Annotated in this window: 18 protein-coding genes; 9 read left to right on the top strand and 9 right to left on the bottom strand. The window is 72.3% G+C overall.

Translation table 11 applies throughout. From position 1 onward, the window contains the following. Positions 1-70: 70 nt before the first annotated feature. Entirely contained in the window at positions 71-1,072 is a 1,002-nt protein-coding gene (locus GT755_RS03185) for a neutral zinc metallopeptidase (RefSeq protein WP_161478161.1), read from the bottom strand. Positions 1,073-1,402: 330 nt separating this feature from the next. Between GT755_RS03185 and GT755_RS03180 the strand changes: the two genes are divergently transcribed. Then, positions 1,403-2,272 (top strand): LysR family transcriptional regulator, encoded by an 870-nt coding sequence (locus tag GT755_RS03180; RefSeq protein ID WP_161478160.1) that lies wholly within the window; start codon positions 1,403-1,405, stop codon positions 2,270-2,272. Positions 2,273-2,406: 134 nt separating this feature from the next. Further along, on the top strand, positions 2,407-3,234 hold the full coding sequence (folP, locus tag GT755_RS03175) for a dihydropteroate synthase (protein ID WP_161478159.1): 828 nt from the start codon (positions 2,407-2,409) through the stop codon (positions 3,232-3,234). Positions 3,235-3,290: 56 nt separating this feature from the next. On the opposite strand, the gene GT755_RS03170 is transcribed toward folP, so the two are convergent. Next, on the bottom strand, positions 3,291-4,712 hold the full coding sequence (locus tag GT755_RS03170) for a pyridoxal phosphate-dependent decarboxylase family protein (protein ID WP_328794145.1): 1,422 nt from the start codon (positions 4,710-4,712) through the stop codon (positions 3,291-3,293). A gap of 94 nt (positions 4,713-4,806) precedes the next feature. On the opposite strand from GT755_RS03170, the gene GT755_RS03165 reads away from it, so the two are divergent. The 3 genes from GT755_RS03165 to GT755_RS03155 are packed head-to-tail and all read left to right on the top strand — an operon-like array spanning position 4,807 to position 7,524. Continuing rightward, positions 4,807-5,709 (top strand): SMP-30/gluconolactonase/LRE family protein, encoded by a 903-nt coding sequence (locus tag GT755_RS03165; RefSeq protein ID WP_328794144.1) that lies wholly within the window; start codon positions 4,807-4,809, stop codon positions 5,707-5,709. Between the two features lie 4 nt (positions 5,710-5,713). Further along, positions 5,714-6,892 (top strand): sensor histidine kinase, encoded by a 1,179-nt coding sequence (locus tag GT755_RS03160; RefSeq protein ID WP_161478156.1) that lies wholly within the window; start codon positions 5,714-5,716, stop codon positions 6,890-6,892. Then, a complete protein-coding gene (locus GT755_RS03155) occupies positions 6,889-7,524 on the top strand; it encodes a response regulator transcription factor (RefSeq protein ID WP_161478155.1) in 636 nt (211 codons plus the stop codon). The genes GT755_RS03160 and GT755_RS03155 overlap by 4 nt, the downstream gene beginning before the upstream one ends. On the opposite strand, the gene GT755_RS03150 is transcribed toward GT755_RS03155, so the two are convergent. Then, positions 7,525-8,868, bottom strand: a complete 1,344-nt coding sequence (locus tag GT755_RS03150; protein WP_161478154.1) for a sensor histidine kinase — start codon at positions 8,866-8,868, stop codon at positions 7,525-7,527. Beyond that, positions 8,858-9,532: a response regulator transcription factor gene (locus GT755_RS03145; RefSeq protein ID WP_030453225.1), complete on the bottom strand. Its 675-nt coding sequence runs from the start codon at positions 9,530-9,532 to the stop codon at positions 8,858-8,860. The genes GT755_RS03150 and GT755_RS03145 overlap by 11 nt, the downstream gene beginning before the upstream one ends. A 120-nt stretch (positions 9,533-9,652) precedes the next feature. On the opposite strand from GT755_RS03145, the gene GT755_RS03140 reads away from it, so the two are divergent. Genes GT755_RS03140 through GT755_RS03130 form a run of 3 tightly spaced genes read left to right on the top strand, consistent with a single transcriptional unit; the run spans position 9,653 to position 12,472 of the window. Next, the gene (locus tag GT755_RS03140; protein ID WP_202609551.1) at positions 9,653-10,696 is read left to right on the top strand and encodes a LolA family protein; all 1,044 of its coding nucleotides are present in this window, start codon (positions 9,653-9,655) and stop codon (positions 10,694-10,696) included. Beyond that, positions 10,693-11,616 carry an ABC transporter ATP-binding protein gene (locus GT755_RS03135; RefSeq protein ID WP_161478152.1) on the top strand — a complete coding sequence of 308 codons (924 nt, stop codon included), beginning with the start codon at positions 10,693-10,695 and terminating at the stop codon, positions 11,614-11,616. The genes GT755_RS03140 and GT755_RS03135 overlap by 4 nt, the downstream gene beginning before the upstream one ends. Continuing rightward, entirely contained in the window at positions 11,603-12,472 is an 870-nt protein-coding gene (locus GT755_RS03130) for an ABC transporter permease subunit (RefSeq protein WP_161478151.1), read from the top strand. The genes GT755_RS03135 and GT755_RS03130 overlap by 14 nt, the downstream gene beginning before the upstream one ends. Here GT755_RS03130 and GT755_RS03125 read toward each other — a convergent pair. Both GT755_RS03125 and GT755_RS03120 read right to left on the bottom strand, forming a co-directional pair. Next, positions 12,469-13,200: a YcnI family copper-binding membrane protein gene (locus GT755_RS03125; RefSeq protein ID WP_161478150.1), complete on the bottom strand. Its 732-nt coding sequence runs from the start codon at positions 13,198-13,200 to the stop codon at positions 12,469-12,471. The two genes, GT755_RS03130 and GT755_RS03125, sit on opposite strands and share 4 nt — an antisense overlap. Positions 13,201-13,245: 45 nt before the next feature. Continuing rightward, on the bottom strand, positions 13,246-13,821 hold the full coding sequence (locus GT755_RS03120) for an MFS transporter (protein WP_161478149.1): 576 nt from the start codon (positions 13,819-13,821) through the stop codon (positions 13,246-13,248). A gap of 136 nt (positions 13,822-13,957) precedes the next feature. Here GT755_RS03120 and GT755_RS03115 point away from each other — a divergent pair, with 136 nt between their 5' ends. Beyond that, on the top strand, positions 13,958-14,431 hold the full coding sequence (locus tag GT755_RS03115) for a hypothetical protein (RefSeq protein WP_161478148.1): 474 nt from the start codon (positions 13,958-13,960) through the stop codon (positions 14,429-14,431). Here the strand turns inward: GT755_RS03115 and GT755_RS03110 are convergent. The 3 genes from GT755_RS03110 to GT755_RS03100 are packed head-to-tail and all read right to left on the bottom strand — an operon-like array spanning position 14,358 to position 16,715. Beyond that, positions 14,358-15,161: an ABC transporter ATP-binding protein gene (locus GT755_RS03110; protein ID WP_161478147.1), complete on the bottom strand. Its 804-nt coding sequence runs from the start codon at positions 15,159-15,161 to the stop codon at positions 14,358-14,360. The two genes, GT755_RS03115 and GT755_RS03110, sit on opposite strands and share 74 nt — an antisense overlap. Then, positions 15,161-15,940, bottom strand: coding sequence for an ABC transporter permease (locus GT755_RS03105; protein ID WP_285580879.1), 780 nt, complete (start codon positions 15,938-15,940; stop codon positions 15,161-15,163). The genes GT755_RS03110 and GT755_RS03105 overlap by 1 nt, the downstream gene beginning before the upstream one ends. Beyond that, complete coding sequence (locus GT755_RS03100) at positions 15,933-16,715, bottom strand: ABC transporter permease (RefSeq protein WP_161478145.1); 783 nt, start codon at positions 16,713-16,715, stop codon at positions 15,933-15,935. Before GT755_RS03100 ends, GT755_RS03105 begins: the two co-directional genes overlap by 8 nt. Positions 16,716-16,782 lie beyond the last annotated feature (67 nt).

The following is a 16,782-nucleotide window of genomic DNA, read 5'->3' as shown; positions in this document are numbered from 1 at the left end:
CGTGCGATGCCCAGGGATTCTAGCCCTCAAATCTGGACAACACTGAACACATCCGGAAAGAAGGCTCCGTCTAGGAGACGGCCTTCGCCGGCATCACCCACGTGTTGCACTGATACGCCTGCCGCTTCTGCCATCCCTGCCGGAACCACACGCCGTTGTTCGGCGGAGATCCGTGGTCACGCGGCCATCCGGGGTGGTCGCCGAGGCTGCCCCAGAACGCGAACAGGTCGTTGCGGCGTGCGGCCGGGACGGGGTAGCTCGCCGCGACGGAACGCATGAACATGCCGGCGAAACAGTTGGCCTGGAGTTCGAGGCGGCGGCTCAGCGCCAGCCGCTGACTCTCCGACCCGGAGGCCAGGCTCCTCTCCCAGCGGGCCTGCGACAGGCCGGTGAGCTGCTGGACGTGGTGGCCGTACTCGTGGCCCATCATCGCCGTGTAGGAGCCGTGCCACGACGACATCCGCGCGTAGCCGACCGCCTCGCCGTTGCCGTTCGCCATGGCCTTGGTCGAGGCGTACACCGACATGGTGCGCGGGCAGTAGTAAGGCGCCGCGCTGTTCGCCTGCGGGAAGTCCCCGCACGGGCCGCGGCCCTTCCCCGAGGCGATGACCCACTTCGGCGGCTCGAACGGGATGCCGACCTTCTCCAGCGTCGCCCGCCACGCCCGGTCCATGCACGTGGCGGTCTTCAGGATGTGCGCCTTGATCTGCGCGTGGTCGAACACGTTCGCCCGCCCGCCCGGACAGCGGGTGCGCGGCAGCGCGCCGGCCGAGTAGACCGTGTTCTCCTTCAGCGACGTGTTGAGCGGCGCGCGTCGTTCCTGTACGGGCTGCCGCTCGCCCCGCTGCGCATCGCGCGCCTGCCCGTCCCCCTCGCGTGACGAGCCCACGACCGGCTCGGAGACGGCCGGCCGGTCACCGAGCGACGCGCCGAGGACGAGCACCACGAACCCCACGGCCATCAGCCCGAAGATCCCCCCGATGATCGGCCCGGCACTCGACTTCCGCCGAGGCTGCCAGTGGACGGGCATCTGCCGGGGCGGCCCGTAGGGACCCGCGGGAGCGGGACGCATCCCGGGAGGAAAGTGCGGCTGCCGCCCCGGCGGCGGCCCATGAGGAGGTGCCGGTGGGTGCGGTGGGGTGGTCTGGCGGGTCGGGAGTGGGGGTGCAGGGTACCCCTGGGAGGGCTGTCGTGGGCCGCCTGGACCGTATGGGTGACGTCCGGGAGGCGGCGGATACGGCTGCCCCATCTCTTTGACCCCCTTGGCTGAAGATTGGGCAGAACAATACTGATTTCACACTTGTCACGGATGTAGCACTGATCGCGCACGGGCCGTAATCATCCGAGGTGATCTCTGCGATGTTCCGGATTCGGACGGCTCGTCTGCCCTAGCGTCTTTGGCATGAATCTGCAACAGCTCCGCTATGTGGTAGCCACCGCAGAGCACCGCACCATGACCGACGCCGCACGGTCCCTCTACATCGCGCAGCCCGCCTTATCCCGCGCGATCCGGGACCTCGAACGGGAACTCGGCATGACCCTCTTCGCGCGTTCCGGGCGGGGAGTGGTCGTGACCGCGCAGGGGCGGCGGGTCGTCAAGCTCGCCCGGGAGGCGCTCGACGCCGTCCGGGAGATCGAGGCGCTGGCGACCCAGTCGCACACGGCGGGAGCCGAACTGCGCATCGCGTCGACGCCGAGCCTCGAACCGGGGCTCGCGGGTCGCCTGCTGCCCGCCTACGTGGCGGAGCATCCAGGGATCCGCGTGCACATCGTCCGTTGCGACGGGCGGGACAGCGTCGTCACCGCCGTCCGCGAGCAGCGGGCCGACCTCGGGCTGACCGACCTGCCGGTGCCCACCGACCTGGTCAGCCATCCGCTGGAGCGGCAGGAGATCGTGCTGATCTCGCCGCCCGGTCTCGACCTGCCCGACCCCGTGCCGATGAGCAGGCTCAACGGCATGCGGCTGGTGCTGCCCGGACCGGGCAGCCCGCGCCGCCGGGAGTTCGACCAGATCTTCACCTCGTACGGCGTCCGCCCCATCCCCGCGCTGGAGTCGGACGAACGGGCCAAGTGGCTGCCCGCCGTACGCGAAGGTCAGGCCTCGCTCCTGTGGTATCGCGGCATGGCCGAGCAGGCGGCCCGCGCCGGCCTGGTCGTGCGGTCGCTGGACCCCGCCCCGAGGAAGATCATCGCGATCGTGCACGCCCGCAAACGGCTGCCCGCGACCGCGCAGGACTTCGTGACCCTGGCAGAAGGAGGATCCGCCGCTTAAACGCTTGGACCGTTCCAAATCCGACTTGTCGGATTCGGGGCCGGATCGGTGGGGGCACTTCTGGATCGGCCATTTCCCGAAGCACTCCCTCGTCCCGGCAGTCGCGGAGAGGGCGCGGAGTAGGCTCGCTGACGATGTCTACTCTGCGCCTTCGTGGCCGTACGTTCGGCCCCGGCGACCACGCGATCATGGCCGTGGTCAACCGCACGCCCGACTCCTTCTACGACCGGGGCGCGACCTACGGCTTCGCCGCCGCCCTCGACGCCGCCTCCCGCCAGATCGAGGCGGGCGCCGACATCGTCGACATCGGCGGCGTGAAAGCCGGGCCGGGCGACGACGTCGACGTGGCGGAGGAGATCCGCCGGGTCGCCGACCTCGTCGCGGCGGTCCGCGACCGGCACCCGTCCGTGATCGTCAGCGTCGACACCTGGCGCGCGGAGGTCGGCGAGGTCGTCGCGGCGGCCGGCGCCGACCTGCTCAACGACACGTGGGGCGGGGTCGACCCCCGGCTGGCCGACGTGGCCGCCAAGTACGGCATCGGCCTGGTCTGCGCCCACGCCGGACGCGTCGAGCCGCGCACCCGGCCCCATCGCATCGCCTATGACGACGTGGTGGGCGACGTGGTGGCGTACACGACCGATCTGGCGGAGAAGGCGCTCGCCGCGGGGGTCTCGCGGGACCGCATCCTGATCGACCCCGCCCACGACTTCGGCAAGAACACCTACCACTCCCTGGAGCTCAGCCGCCGCCTCGACGAGATGGTCGCGACCGGCTGGCCGGTCCTGGTGGCCGTCTCGAACAAGGACTTCGTCGGCGAGACCCTCGGCGGCCTGCCGGTGGACCGGCGCCACGCGGGCACCCTCGCCACCCTGGCGGTCTCGGCGGTGCAGGGCGCGCGGGTGTTCCGCGTCCACGACGCCGCCTCGGCCCGCACGGTCCTGGACGTGGTCGGCCGCATGTGACCGGTGAACGACCGCGTGTGCCGCCCCCGGCGTTCCGCCGAGCCAGGCGGACCGGCTCAGCCGTAGATCACTGACAGGAACCTGACCAGGATCGCCTCGCGGGTCTTGGCGGGCAGCGCGTCGAGCACCGCGTTGACGGCGGCCATCTCCGGCTGGTCGCGGGAGGTCAGGTCGATGCCGACCGAGGCGGCCAGTTCGACGAACGTCGGGTCGTCGAGCTCGTCGAGGTTCAGGGAGGCGATCAGCTCCGGCAGGCCCTCCGGGACCGTCGCCGGGCCGCGTTCGCGGGCGGCCTCCGCCGACTCGGCGATGACGGCGAGCATCGCCTCGACCCGCTCCAGGGTCACGCCGGTGACGGTGATGTGGAGGTTGGCGGGGATGCCGGCGTAGGAGAGCTGCGGCTGCAGGAACCAGCCGCGCCTGCGCGCCTCGTCGGCCAGCACGAACACGTCGACCTCGGGGGAGCCCGCGACGGCGACCAGCGCGGCCTGCGGGTCGCCCAGCACCCGCAGGCCGGGGATCTTCGCGACGCCCTCGGCGATGCGCCGGGTCGCCTCCAGGGTGGCGCGGCCCAGGTCGATGTAGCCCTCGCGGCCCAGCGCGTGCAGGGTGCCCCAGGCCCCGCCGAGCGGGCCGGCCGACCGGGAGCTCTGCACGGTCGCGTTGATGATCGTGTAGCCGGGCCAGGCGGCCGAGGCGAAGTAGGCGGCGCGGCGCAGCGCGGCGTCCTTGAACAGCAGCACGGAGGCGCCCTTGGGGGCGTACCCGAACTTGTGCAGGTCGCAGGAGATCGACGTGACGCCCGGCACCGACAGGTCGAACGGCGGCACCTCGGCCCCGGCCTCCCGGAGCCACGGCAGCAACCAGCCGCCGACGCAGGCGTCGACGTGGCAGGGGACGCCCCGGGCCGCCGCGACGGCCGCGACCTCCGCCACGGGATCGATCACGCCCTGCGGGTAGGAGGGCGCCGACACCACCACGAGCACGGTCCGGTCGGTGATCGCCGCCTCGACGGCCACCGGGTCGACGGTGAAGGTGGTCAGGTCGACGGGCACGGCGACCACCTCCACCCCGAGGTAGTGGCCCGCCTTGTGGAAGGCGGGGTGCGCGGTGACCGGCACGACCATCTGCGGCCGGTCGGTCGCCGCGGCGTCGCGGGCCGCCTTCACCGCCAGCATGATCGACTCGGTGCCGCCGCTGGTGAAGATGCCCGGCGCGTCCGGCTGCCCCAGTTCGGCGGCGACGGCGCGCACGACGTCCTTCTCCAGGGCGACCATGCTGGGGAACGCCGTCGGGTCGAGCATGTTGACCTCGAGCATGCCCGCGTAGGCGGCGGCGCCCGCCTCGTGCACCTCGGGGCGGCCGGTGTCGTACACGTAGGCGGTGACCTTGCCGCCCCGCACGGGGAGATCGGCCTCCTGCGCCTCGGCCAGGCGGGCGAGCAGTTCCTCGGCGGTCACGCCGTGGTGGGGGAGCACCGTGACATCTCCTGACATACGTTGACGACTCGGATCACTTTACGGAAACCTCTCATGTCCCGCTCAGACGACAGATGGGACCTGTTCCATGCGCGTGGCAGCCTTCGTTGCCGGACTGTTAGCCGTACTCGTGGCGGCTCCGCCCGCCGCCGCGTCGGCGGAGACGAGATACCCGACCTCGTTCTCCCTGCCCGACGGTTTCCCGCCCGAGGGGATCGCCGTCGACGAGGGCCGCTCGGCCTACTTCGGCTCCCGCTCCTCCGGGGCGATCTACAAGGTCGACCTGCGCAGCGGCCAGGGCAAGATCATCAACGAGGGCCCCGGCACGCCCTCCCTCGGCCTGAAGGTCAGGCGCAACCGCCTCTTCGTCGCGGGCGGCACCGCCGGGACCGCCCGGGTGCTAGACGCGCGGACCGGCGAGGTGCTGAAGAGCTACACCCTGGCCACCGGCGCGTCGTTCGTGAACGACGTCGTGCTGACCCGGGACGCCGCCTACTTCACCGATTCCACCAACCCGGTCCTCTACAAGCTCGACCTGCGCCGGTGGGGCCGCCTGCCCGCCGAGGCCGAGAAGATCCCGCTCACCGGCGACCTCGTCTACACGACCGGCATCAACGTCAACGGCATCGCCCAGACGCCTGACGGGAAGGCGCTGCTGCTGGTCCAGTCGAACACCGGCAAGTTGTTCCGGGCCGACAAGAAGACCGGCGCGACCACGCAGGTCGACCTCGGGACCGAGCTGCTCACCAACGGCGACGGGCTGCTCCTGGAGGGACGCCGGCTGGTCGTCGTCCAGAACTTCCTGAACACCGTGACCTGGGTCAAGCTCGACCGGCGCGCGACGAAGGGCGTCATCGACCGGAAGGTGACCGACCCGCGGTTCGACGTGCCGACCACCGTGGCCGCCTTCAAGGACCGCCTCTACCTGCCCAACGGCCGCTTCAACACCACCCCGACGCCCACCACGCCCTACGACGTGGTGGCCATAGCACGATAGGGACATGTCCGACGACAGGTCCGACCACGCGGCCGCGGCCGTCTGCGACTGGGAGGACGACCTCCGCCGCGCGGGCCGCGCCGCCCCCGCCCGGCTCTCGGTGATGTTCCGCGTCGGCGCCCCGGCGCTCGCCCTGGCCTTCACGGCCGGGGCGGTGCCGGCCGCCGCCCTGGCCGCCCGGCCGTCCGTCGTGGGCATCGTGCTGGTGCTCGTCTCGGCGATCCCGTGGGGGCGCTGGATCCTCAAGGGCGACGACGGGCCGACGTGGTGGTTCGCGCTGGCGGTGCTCGTCCCGCTGGGGGCGGCGGTCCTGGCCGGGCTGGACAGCCCGGTGGCCGTGCTCACGCTGCTGGCGGTCGCGCTGCTGCTGGTGGCGCTGAACGTCGGCTTCGCGCCCGTGCCGTTGGCGGCCGGGGTCGCCGGGCTGACCTATCTCGTGGCGCTCGCCGCGCTGACGGGCGCCCCGCCGGTGGCATGGGTCGCCGTGCACCTGGGGTTCGCGCTCACCCTCGCCGCCGCCTACGCCGTGCGGGTCAGCCACGACTCCAGCCGCCTGGTGGCCCAGGCGCTGGAGGCGCTGGCCCTCCAGCGGGCCGCCGACCAGCGGCGGATCATGGCGCAGGACGTCCACGACGTCGTCGGGCACACCCTCGCGGTGACCATGCTGCACATCACCGCCGCCCGGATGGCGATCAAGCGAGCCGATCCCGGTGAGGCCCTCACGGCCCTCGAAGAGGCCGAGAGGCACGGGCGGGCGAGCCTGGCCGACCTGCGGCGGCTGGTGAAGGTGCTGCGTTCGGGCGAGGAGTCCTCCACCGCCCCGCAACCCGGGCTCGCCGACGTGGCGGCGCTGGTGGAGGGTTTCCGGGGCGCCGTCGACCTCACGTTCTCCGTGGACGGGGTGACGGCGGTCGAGCCGGGGGCGGAGCTGGCGGCGTACCGGATCATTCAGGAGGCCCTCGCCAACGCGGTCCGGCACGGGACCGGCACGGCCCGGGTGGCGGTGACCCTGACGGGTGGCGACCTGCTCGTGGAGGTCGCCAACCCCGTCGGGAGCGTGCGGGACGACGGGCCGGGGAGCGGGCTCGCGGGCATGCGGGAACGCGCCGCCGCGGCCGGGGGCGAGTGCACCGCCGGGATGCGTGACGGGGAGTGGCTCGTGTCGGCGAGGATTCCGGCGTGATCACCGTGCTGCTGGTCGACGACCAGCCTCTCGTCCGCGCCGGCCTGCGGCGCATCCTCGAACCCGAGGGGACCTTCACGATCGCCGGGGAGTGCGACGACGGCGACCAGGTCGCCGAGGCCGTCGCCCGCTGGAGGCCCGACGTGGTCGTGATGGACGTCCGCATGCGCCGGGTCGACGGCGCCGAGGCGACCCGCCGCCTGGCGGGGGCGGCGCCGGTGCTGATCCTGACGACCTTCGACGACGACGACACCGTGGCGGCGGCGCTGGGCGCGGGCGCGGCCGGGTTCATCCTTAAGGACGCGCCGGGGGAGGACATCGTCCGGGCCGTCACGATGGTGGCCGAGGGCGGGTCGTGGCTCGACCCCCAGGTGGCCGGGCCGGTGCTGACGGCCTTCCGCCGGGTGGCCGATCGCGAGCGCAGGGGGCGTTCGGCGGCGGCCCGGCTCACCCAGCGGGAACACGACGTGCTGTCCCAGATCGCGCGGGGCGCCACGAACGCCGAGGCGGCCTCGGCCCTGCACATCTCCGAGGCGACGGTGAAGACCCACCTGGGCAACATCCTGACCAAGCTGGACCTCAGGGACCGGCCCGCCGCCATCGTGTACGCCCACGACCACGGCCTGGCCTGATCACACCGGCAGCCGGACCGTGGCCACGAGCCCCGGCTCCGCGTCGTCGAGCGTGATCGTGCCGCCGTGGGCCTCCACCACCTCGCGGGCGATGGCCAGCCCCAGCCCCGTGCCGCCGTCGTCGCGCGAGCGGGACGTGTCGAGCCGGGTGAACCGGTCGAACACCCGCTCGCGGTCCTCCGGAGGGATGCCGGGCCCGTCGTCGGTGACGGTGACGAGCGCCCACGGCCCCGACTTCCAGAGCCCGACCCGGACCTTGTCGTGGGCGTGCCGGACCGCGTTGTCGATCAGGTTGACCAGCACCCGGCCCAGGTCCATCTCCGCCCCGATCACGACCACGGCCTCGGCCGGGATGTCGGCGTCCAGGCCGTACCGGGAGGCGGTCCGGGTCACCAGCCGGCCCAGTTCGACCGGTTCGTGGCGCAGCGCCCGGCCCTCGTCGAGCCGGGCGAGGGCCAGCAGGTCCTCGGCCAGCTTCGACAGGCGCAGGGTGTCCTCCAGGACGCCTTCGGCCGTCTCGCGCCAGTCCTGGCCGTCCGGGTGGCTCAGCGCCACCTCCAGCTGGAGGCGCATGCTGGCCAGCGGGCTGCGCAGCTCGTGGGCGGCGTCGCTGACCAGGGCGCGCTGCCGGGAGCCGGCCTCCTCCAGGCGGGCCAGCATGTCGTTCAGGGTCATCGCCAGCGAGTGGACCTCGTCGTTGGCCTCCGGGACCGGCAGCCTCCGGGACGGCGAGGAGCCGGTGATCTCGGTCGCGCCGCGCCGCAGCGCGCCGATGGGGCTCAGGGTCCGGCCGATGATCACCCACGACGCCCCGGCCAGCACGACCAGCAGCAGCGGCGTGCCGAGCAGCAGCACGTGGCCGGTCGCCTTCAGGGCCCGCTCGATCTCACTGAAGGAGCGGGCCGTCAGGACCGTCACCCCGTTGTCGGCGCTCATCACCACGATCCGCAACACGGCCGGGATGCCGTAGGGCCGTCCGTCGAGGAACTGCGGCCGGCCCGAGTCGGCCGCCGTCCGGCGCGCGCCCTGCGGCAGCAGCGGCACCAGGCGGTCGGTCGAGGGCGTCGCCGCGGTGATCCGCCCGTTCCGGTCGATGACCTGCACGATCGTCGCCTTCGTCGGCACGATCTCGCCGTCGAGCCGGCCGGCGTCCGACAGGGCCACGATCTCCCGGGCCCGCGAGGTCACCTCGTCGTCGATGGTGGCGATCAGGGAGCGGCCCAGGACGTTCACGAACACCCACGCCGCCACCGCCAGGCCGACGCCGAGCACGGCCGTGGCGACCACGGTCAGCCGGACCCGCAGGCTGCGCCGCCGCCACCACCGGAACGGGTTAGCCGCCATCGCTGGCCAGCCGGTATCCCGCGCCGCGCACGGTCTGCACCGCGCCCCGGCCGAACGGCGCGTCGATCTTGCGGCGGAGGTAGCCGACGTACACCTCGACCACGTTGGGGTCGGTGTCGTAGGTGTCCCACACGTGCTCCAGGATCTCCGCCTTGGAGACGACCTCGTCCGGGTGCCGCATCAGGAACTCCAGCAGCGCGAACTCCCGGGGCGTGAGGTCGATCGTCTTCTCCTGGCGCCGCACCAGCCGCCGCGCCGGGTCGAGCGTCAGGTCCCCGGCCCGCAGCACCGAGGGACGGCGTCCGCCGCCGCGCCGCAGCAGGGCCCGCAGGCGGGCGACCAGGACCACATACGAGAACGGCTTGGTGAGGTAGTCGTCGGCGCCCAGGTCGAGGCCGTCGGCCATGTCGTACTCGCCGTCCTTGGCCGAGAGCATCAGGACCGGCACCCAGTTCTCCGCCTCGCGCAGGCGTTTGCACACGTTGTAGCCCGACAGGCGGGGGAGCATGATGTCGAGCACGACGATGTCGTACTCCCCGGTCGAGGCCAGGTGGAGGCCCTCCTCGCCGTCGTGGGCCAGGTCCACGGCGAAGCCCTCGGCGCGCAGGCCCCGTTGCAGGGCCGCCGCCATCCGTCGTTCGTCCTCCACCACCAGCACGCGCATTTCCCCATTTTGCGGGTTCTGCGCTGTGACCCGGCTGAGAGGAGTCTCAGCACGTCTCAGCCTCGCCACAGGGCCGGGCGCGCAGGGTGGGGGCACGTCCGTCAGATTGGAGTGCATGACATGTCCACGAGAGCACGCGCCGTGAGGTGGGGGGTCCCGGCCGCCGCCGTCCTGGTGGTGGCGGGCGCCATCGGAGCGGGCCCCGTCATCGCGGCGGTCCAGGGGGAGCCGCAGCTGCCCGAGCTGACCGCCGAGCAGCTGATCGGCGAGGTCAGCGCCAAGTGGAGCGGGCCCGGCACGCTGCCGCCGATGTCGGGCACGATCGTCGAGACCGCCTCGCTCGGCATCCCCGGCCTCCCGGCCGCGCCGGTCGGCACCAGCCCGCTCGCGCTGCTGTCGGGGTCCCACGAGCTCAAGGTCTGGTACGGCTCCGCCGACCGCTTCCGCCTCGCGATCCCCGGCGCCATGAGCGAGCAGAACGTGATCTTCAACAAGGGTCAGGCGTGGTGGTGGGACAGCGCCGCCAACACCGCCACGAAGATCAAGCTCCCGGCGGAGGCCCCGGCCCCCGCGCCCCTCCCCACCGCCGTGACCCCGCCCGACGCCGCCCGCCAGGCGCTGGCGATGGCCGAGACCGACACGGCGGTCAGCGTGGGGAACGACGCGACGGTGGCCGGGAGGGCGGCGTACGAGCTGGTGCTCGCGCCGAAGGCGGCCGAGTCCCTGGTCCGGGACGTGCGGCTGGCGATCGACGGCGAGACGCTGGTGCCGCTGCGGGTCCAGGTCTTCGCCAAGGGCGCGGCCGAACCGGCCTTCGAGGTCGGCTTCGACTCGATCACCTTCGCCGAGCCCGCACCCGAGAACTTCACCTTCACCCCGCCGCCCGGCGCGAAGGTGACCGAGGGCGACCTGCCCGCGCTGACCCGGCAGCACCCCCAGATGCCCGCCGGCGACCTCGCGCTCACCGGGAACGGCTGGACCTCCGTCGTGACGCTGCCCTTCGACGCGGCCGCGCTCAAGGACAACCCGATCCTGGCCTCGGCCAGGCCCGTCGAGGGCGGCAGGGTGATCACCACCAAGCTGGTCTCGGCCCTCGTCACCGACGACGGCCGCCTCCTGGTCGGCGCGGTCACCCCCGAGACCCTGGAGAAGGCCGCCGGATGAACGCTCCCGCGATCGCCACGCGGGGCCTGACGAAGCGCTTCCCGGGAGGCCAGGTCGCCGTCGACGGCGTCGACCTGGCCGTCCCGGGCGGTTCCGTGTACGGCTTCCTGGGCCCCAACGGATCGGGCAAGACCACCACGATCCGCATGCTGCTCGGCCTGATCACCCCGACCGCCGGCACCAGCACCCTGTTCGGCGACCCCGCCCGCGCGGCCCTGACGAGGGTGGGCGCGCTGGTGGAGGGCCCCGCCTTCTACCCGTGGTTGTCCGGCGAGGCCAACCTGCTGCGGCTGGACGCCGCCAACCCGGCGGCCGACCCGACCTCGGCCCGGCGGCGGACGGTGGAGGCCCTCGACCGCGTCGGCCTCACGGCGGCGGCCGGGAAACGCTACAAGGCCTACTCACTCGGCATGCGCCAGCGCCTGGCCATCGCGAGCACCCTCCTGAGCCGCCGCGACCTGCTGGTTCTGGACGAGCCCACCAACGGCCTCGACCCCCAGGGCACCCGCGAGGTCCGCAACCTGATCAAGGACGTCGCCGCCGACGGGACCACGGTCTTCGTCTCCTCCCACCTGCTGGCCGAGGTCGAGCAGATGTGCACCCACGTCGGCGTGATGCGAACCGGCAAGCTGGTCGCCCAGGGCCCGATGGACGGCCTCGGATCGGGCGCGCCCGCCCGCGTCGAGGTCGAGACGGCCGACGTGACGGCCGCGACGCGGGTGCTGACCGACCTCGGCCTGCGCGACGTGACCCCGGCCGCCGGCCGGGTCGGCGCGGAGATCGGCCACACGGCTCCCGAACACGTCAGCGACCTGCTGTTCAAGGCGGGGGTGTCGATCCGCGGCTTCCAGGTGATCAGGCCCAGCCTGGAGGACGTCTTCGTCGGGCTGACAGGGGAGGGCTTCGATGTCGACTCATGAGCGCACGGCGGCGCCGCGCGAGGAGGCGGCGGCGCCGAGGCAGGCCACGCTCCGGTCGGCCCTCCGGCTCTTCCGGTCGGAGGTCGGGCTGATCTTCCGGCGGCCGAGGACCGTCGCGATGCTCGCCGTCGTCGCGGTCGTGCCCGTGCTCTGCGGGGTCGCCATCCGGATCTTCGGCGGCGACGGGGAGGCGCTGCTGACGCAGGTGGCCGGGAACGGGCTCGCGCTCGGGTTCGTCGCGTTCTCGTTCATGGTGCCGCTGATCCTGCCGCTGGTCGTCGCGGTCGTGGCCGGCGACGCAGTGGCGGGGGAGGCCGGGCTCGGCACGCTGCGGTACCTGCTCACCGCCCCAGCCGGGCGGACCCCGCTGCTGGGCGTGAAGTTCGCCGGGATGGCCGTGTTCGCGCTGGTGACGTGCCTCGTCATCCTGGTCGCGGCGCTGGTCACCGGGCTGGTGTTGTTCCCGGTCGGGCCGGTCACGCTGCTGTCCGGCACGACCGTGCCGCTCGTCGAGGGGCTGCTGCGGATCGGCCTGATCGCGCTCTACGTGACGCTCGGCATGATCGCCCTCGGCACGCTCGCGCTGGCCGTGTCGGTGTTCACCGACACCTCGATCGGCGCGGTCGTCACCACGGTCGTGCTGGTGCTGGTCAGCCAGATCCTCACGGTGATCCCGCAACTCGACGCGGTCTCGCCCTACCTGCTCACCTCGTGGTTCCAGCGGTTCGACGGAGCGCTCCGCGAACCGCTGGCCACGGGTGACATGGGTCAGGGGGTGCTGGCGTTCGCCGCGTACATCGCGATCTTCGGCTCGGTCGCGTGGGCGCGGTTCACGTCGCGGGACGTCACGGCTTAGGCGGTCGGCCTGCGGCGCAGGGCCGCGATGGCGACGCCCACGCCGACGATTCCCACGACGACGCCGATGCCGCCGATGAGGCGGGCGGTGCCGTCGGAGGAGGCCGAGTCGTGGGCGTCGGCGGCGACCGGGGACGCGGCCACGGCCGGGGCGGCGCTCGGGGCGGCCGAGGCGGCGGCGCCGTGGTGGTCGTCACCGGTGGGCGGGGTGAGCTTCAGGGTCGGGACGGGGTGCTCGGCCTCGCCGCCGTCGGTCTTCGGCTCGTCCTTCCAGTCGACGACCTCGCCGCTGCTGTAGGTCTGCTTCGTCGGGAAGTAAAGGTGGTCGGTCGTGGTCGGCAGGCCGCCGAGGGAGACCTCGAACTCCTGGAACTCGCCCGGCTTCACCTCGCCGCCCGACCAGGTGATCTTCGTGACGGCTTCGGTGATCTCGCCGTACTGCGACTGGACCGGCGTGGGCAGCTTGCCCTCGGTGACCTCGGCCTTCCAGCCGGGGACCGGCTTGACCGACACGAAGGGCAGCGGGTGGTCGACCGGGAAGGTGACCTCGATCTTGGTGGTCGAGGCGTCGTCGCGCTCGTTGGGGACGCGGAAGGCGACCTTGCTGAAGCTGCCCTGCTCGACCGAGCCGGGCTGGACGGTGACGTGGGCCAGGGCCGGGAGGGCGAAGCCGAGGGTGAGGGCGGTGGCGGTCGCGGTGACGGTCAGGGCGCGGCGGATGACGGACATGGCGAAGACTCCACTTGTCGTACAGAAGGGAAAAAGGGGGACGGGTCAGAACCCGGCCAGTGGAGGACCTCTTCTGACGACGGCGTGCCGGAGGGGGCGTACATGAGCGGGCAGGACGAACGCGGCGCGGACCCGCACCTGACGCGGCAGCGCCGGGACCGGCGGCGTCCTGAGCACCCGCCAGGCGCCGACGCCGAGGCGGCGCAACACCGCCCACAGGGCGGCCTCGCCCCGGGCGAGCCACCAGGCGGTGACCAGCGAGGCGGTCAGGTGGGCGAGCACCATGCCGACCGAGACCCCGAACCCGCCGTGGTCGTGACCGGGATCGGTCAGCGGCCCGATCAGCACCCGCGCGGTCTGCCCCTCGGTGAACAGCTCGTGGAGCACGACCTGCGCCGCGACCTGCACCCCGGCGATGACACCGGGGGACCGTTCACGGCCCGCGAGCGCGAACGCGGCCCCGAAGGCCCCGAGCATCGCGACGGCGAGCGCCCCGACGGTGGGCCCGTCGCCTCCGGCCGCCTGGTGGCCGAGGGCGGCGAGGACGACGCAGACGGCCGCGAACGAGACGGACCGGGCGAACCTCAAGGCGAGGCCTGCGGACGGGGGGCTCTTCGGCATGGCGCGCACATCTTCTCACGCTTCGACCGGATGTCACCCCCACGTCTGAAGCGATCCCGTCAGGAGCAGTGCGATATTTCGGTTTTTGTCGCTAATGTGGCCGCGCCGGACCAAGAACGTTTTCGAGGTGGGTGACATGCGGCACTTCATCGGGCTGCTCGTCGGGATCGTCGTCGCCGCCGCTCTGCTGTTCGGAGGGGGCTGGGCCTCGCGGGAGTCGCTGCGGGGGTCCGTCGGAGACGTCGACCCCATCCGCGACAACCGCATGCTCATCGCGCTGGGCGTCATGGCCGCCGTCGGACTCCTCCTCGGGCTGGTGATCGCGGGGCGGATCTCGCCGATCGCCACGTTCGTGCCGTCGATGGTGCTGCTGGCCTGGACGGTCGTGTACGCCATCGACGTCTCCCGCGCCACGAGCCTGGCCCCCGTCGGCGCCACCGTCCAGAAGGAGATCGCGGAGGCCGGGCAGGGCATGCTCGCGCTGTTGTCGTCGGGCGTCTACGGCCTGGTGGGCATCGCCCTGTTCGTGCCGGTGCTCATGCCGTCACGGTGGGCGGGTCCGCATCGGGAGTACGACGAGGAGTACGAGGAGCAGCCCGAGTACTACTGAGGTAGAGGTGCGCCACGACGTCCTCGATCGACTCCTGGCCCGGCACCAGCGCCCGCAGTTCGGCCACGCTCCCGTCGAAGGCCAGCCGTCCGTGGTCGATCAGGAGCACCCGCCGGCAGAGCCGCTCGACGTCGCCCAGGTCGTGGGTGGTCAGCAGCACCGTCGTGCCGCGGTCGGCGTTCAGCCGGGCCAGGAACGACCGGACCTCGGCCTTGGCGACCACGTCGAGCCCGATCGTCGGCTCGTCGAGCACCAGCACCTCGGGGTCGTGCAGCAGCGCGGCGGTGATGTCGCCGCGCATCCGCTGGCCCAGGCTCAGTTGCCGGACCGGCGTCTTCAGGAACGGGCCCAGCTCCAGCACCTCGGTCAGCTCGGCCAGCCGTGTGCCGAACCGGTTGCGATCTACTTTGTAAAGGAGCCGGACCAGTTCGAAGCTGTCGCGCAGCGGCAGGTCCCACCACAACGTCGTCCGCTGCCCGAAGACCACCCCGATCCGCCGCGCCAGCGCCTTGCGCTGCCGGGCCGGGTCGAGCCCGGCCACCAGCGCCCGGCCGCGCGTGGGGGTCAGGATGCCGGTCAGCATCTTGATCGTCGTGGACTTCCCGGCGCCGTTCGGGCCCAGGCAGCCGACGAACTCGCCGGCCGCCACCCCGAAGGTCAGGTCGTGTACGGCCGGGACGACCACCCCGCGCACCTTGAAGTCGCGGCCCAGTGACATCGTCTCGATCATCAGTTCCCCGTCGATCGGTAGCGGCGGATGCCCGCCCGCCAGGCGAGGGCGGCCACGGCTGACAGCAGCAGGGCGGCGAGCGGTGCGGCGAACCGCAGCCAGCCGGGCAGCCCGAAGGGGTCGGGCCGCCCGAGCACGTAGAGGGCCGGCTGCCAGTTCACGAAGGCCAGCGGCACGATGTAGGTCACCCCGCGCACGAGCTGGTCGCCGTAGACCGACAGGGGATACTGCGTCAGCGTGACCCCGCCGTAGGTGAAGGCGTTGGCGAGCTCGGGGGCGTCGACCAGGACGAACTGGAGCGCCGCCCCGAGCGTGAACACCGCCGTGAAGATCACCACGCCGCAGACGATCATGACCGGCACCATCCAGGCCCGCGACCACGGCACGACCGGTAGCGACAGGCCCAGCACGATCACCGCCTGGGCCAGCCGCCCGATCCGGTGGGCGCCGAAGCCGTCGGCGGCCATCTGGACGAAGGGGGAGACCGGCCGGATGAGCATGGTGTCGAAGGTGCCGGCCCTGATGTGCTGGCTGAGGCGTTCGACGTTGCCGAAGAGCATGTCGGCGACGGCGAAGGAGACGCCGCCGGTGCCGTACAGGAACATGACCTCGCGGAGCGAGAACCCGCCCAGGGTGGTGACGTGGGTGAAGACGATGCCGATGGCGACGGCGTCGAGGGCGTTGATCGCGAACGAGCTGAGGATCGAGACGGCGAACGAGGTGCGGTACTGCGCGGAGGCGCGGGCCCACGTCCAGGCCAGCAGGAGGTAGTCACCCACCCTGCACCACCACCTTGCGCCGGGCCGCCGAGGTCGCAAGCGCGCCGAGGCCGAGCAGGGCGACCACCCAGAAAAGCTGGAACCCCAGGGCGCTCCAGGCGGGTTCGGCGCCGAGCCAGACGTCGGCCGGCACCTGCACCATCGCCGCGAACGGCGAGGCCTCCGCGACCGTGCGCAACCAGCCCGGGAACAGCCCGAGCGGGAGCACCATCCCGCTGAAGAAGAAGGTCAGCAGGGACGAGAGGGTGTGCACGCCCCGGTCGTCGGTGGTCCAGCAGGCCGTCAGCGTGACGAGGTAGCGCCAGCCGAAGCTGACCACGACCCCCAGCACGAACGACACGGCGAACCAGGGGGAGACCGGCCCGATCATGGTGAACATGACGGCCCCGGCGATCGAGGGCGGCAGGCTGCGGGCGAGGGTGAGGTAGGCGGCCCTGCCGAGGTCCTCCGACAGGCTCCAGAGCAGCAGGGGAGCGGGTCTGACCAGGTCGAACGCGATGTCGCCCGACCGGATGCGGTCACCGAACGACAGGCCCCTGCCGAACACCTGCATGGGCCCGATGAAGCCCTGGGTGAGGAAGCAGAAGGTCACCGCCTCGGTGAGGGTGTATCCGGCGAGGCCGGGCCGGGCCTCCCATAAGGCGATCAGGACATAGGCCCGCAAAACGCCGAAAACCGTGTTGGTGAAGGCTCCGGCCAGCGCCGCGGCGAGGTAGGTGCTGTGGCGGCGGAAGCCGTACTGGAACAGGCGTAGGTAGAGGACGAAGTCGGCCACCTCCCGCCGAGGATCGTAACCCGGTAATTCACCCCTGCCGATCTGCGTAACCCCTGTGTAACATCCA

The organism is Herbidospora solisilvae, from assembly GCF_009901565.1.
Classification (GTDB): domain Bacteria; phylum Actinomycetota; class Actinomycetes; order Streptosporangiales; family Streptosporangiaceae; genus Herbidospora; species Herbidospora solisilvae.
Note: the sequence above shows the minus strand (reverse complement) of the source record. Positions and strands in the feature narration are given on the sequence as shown.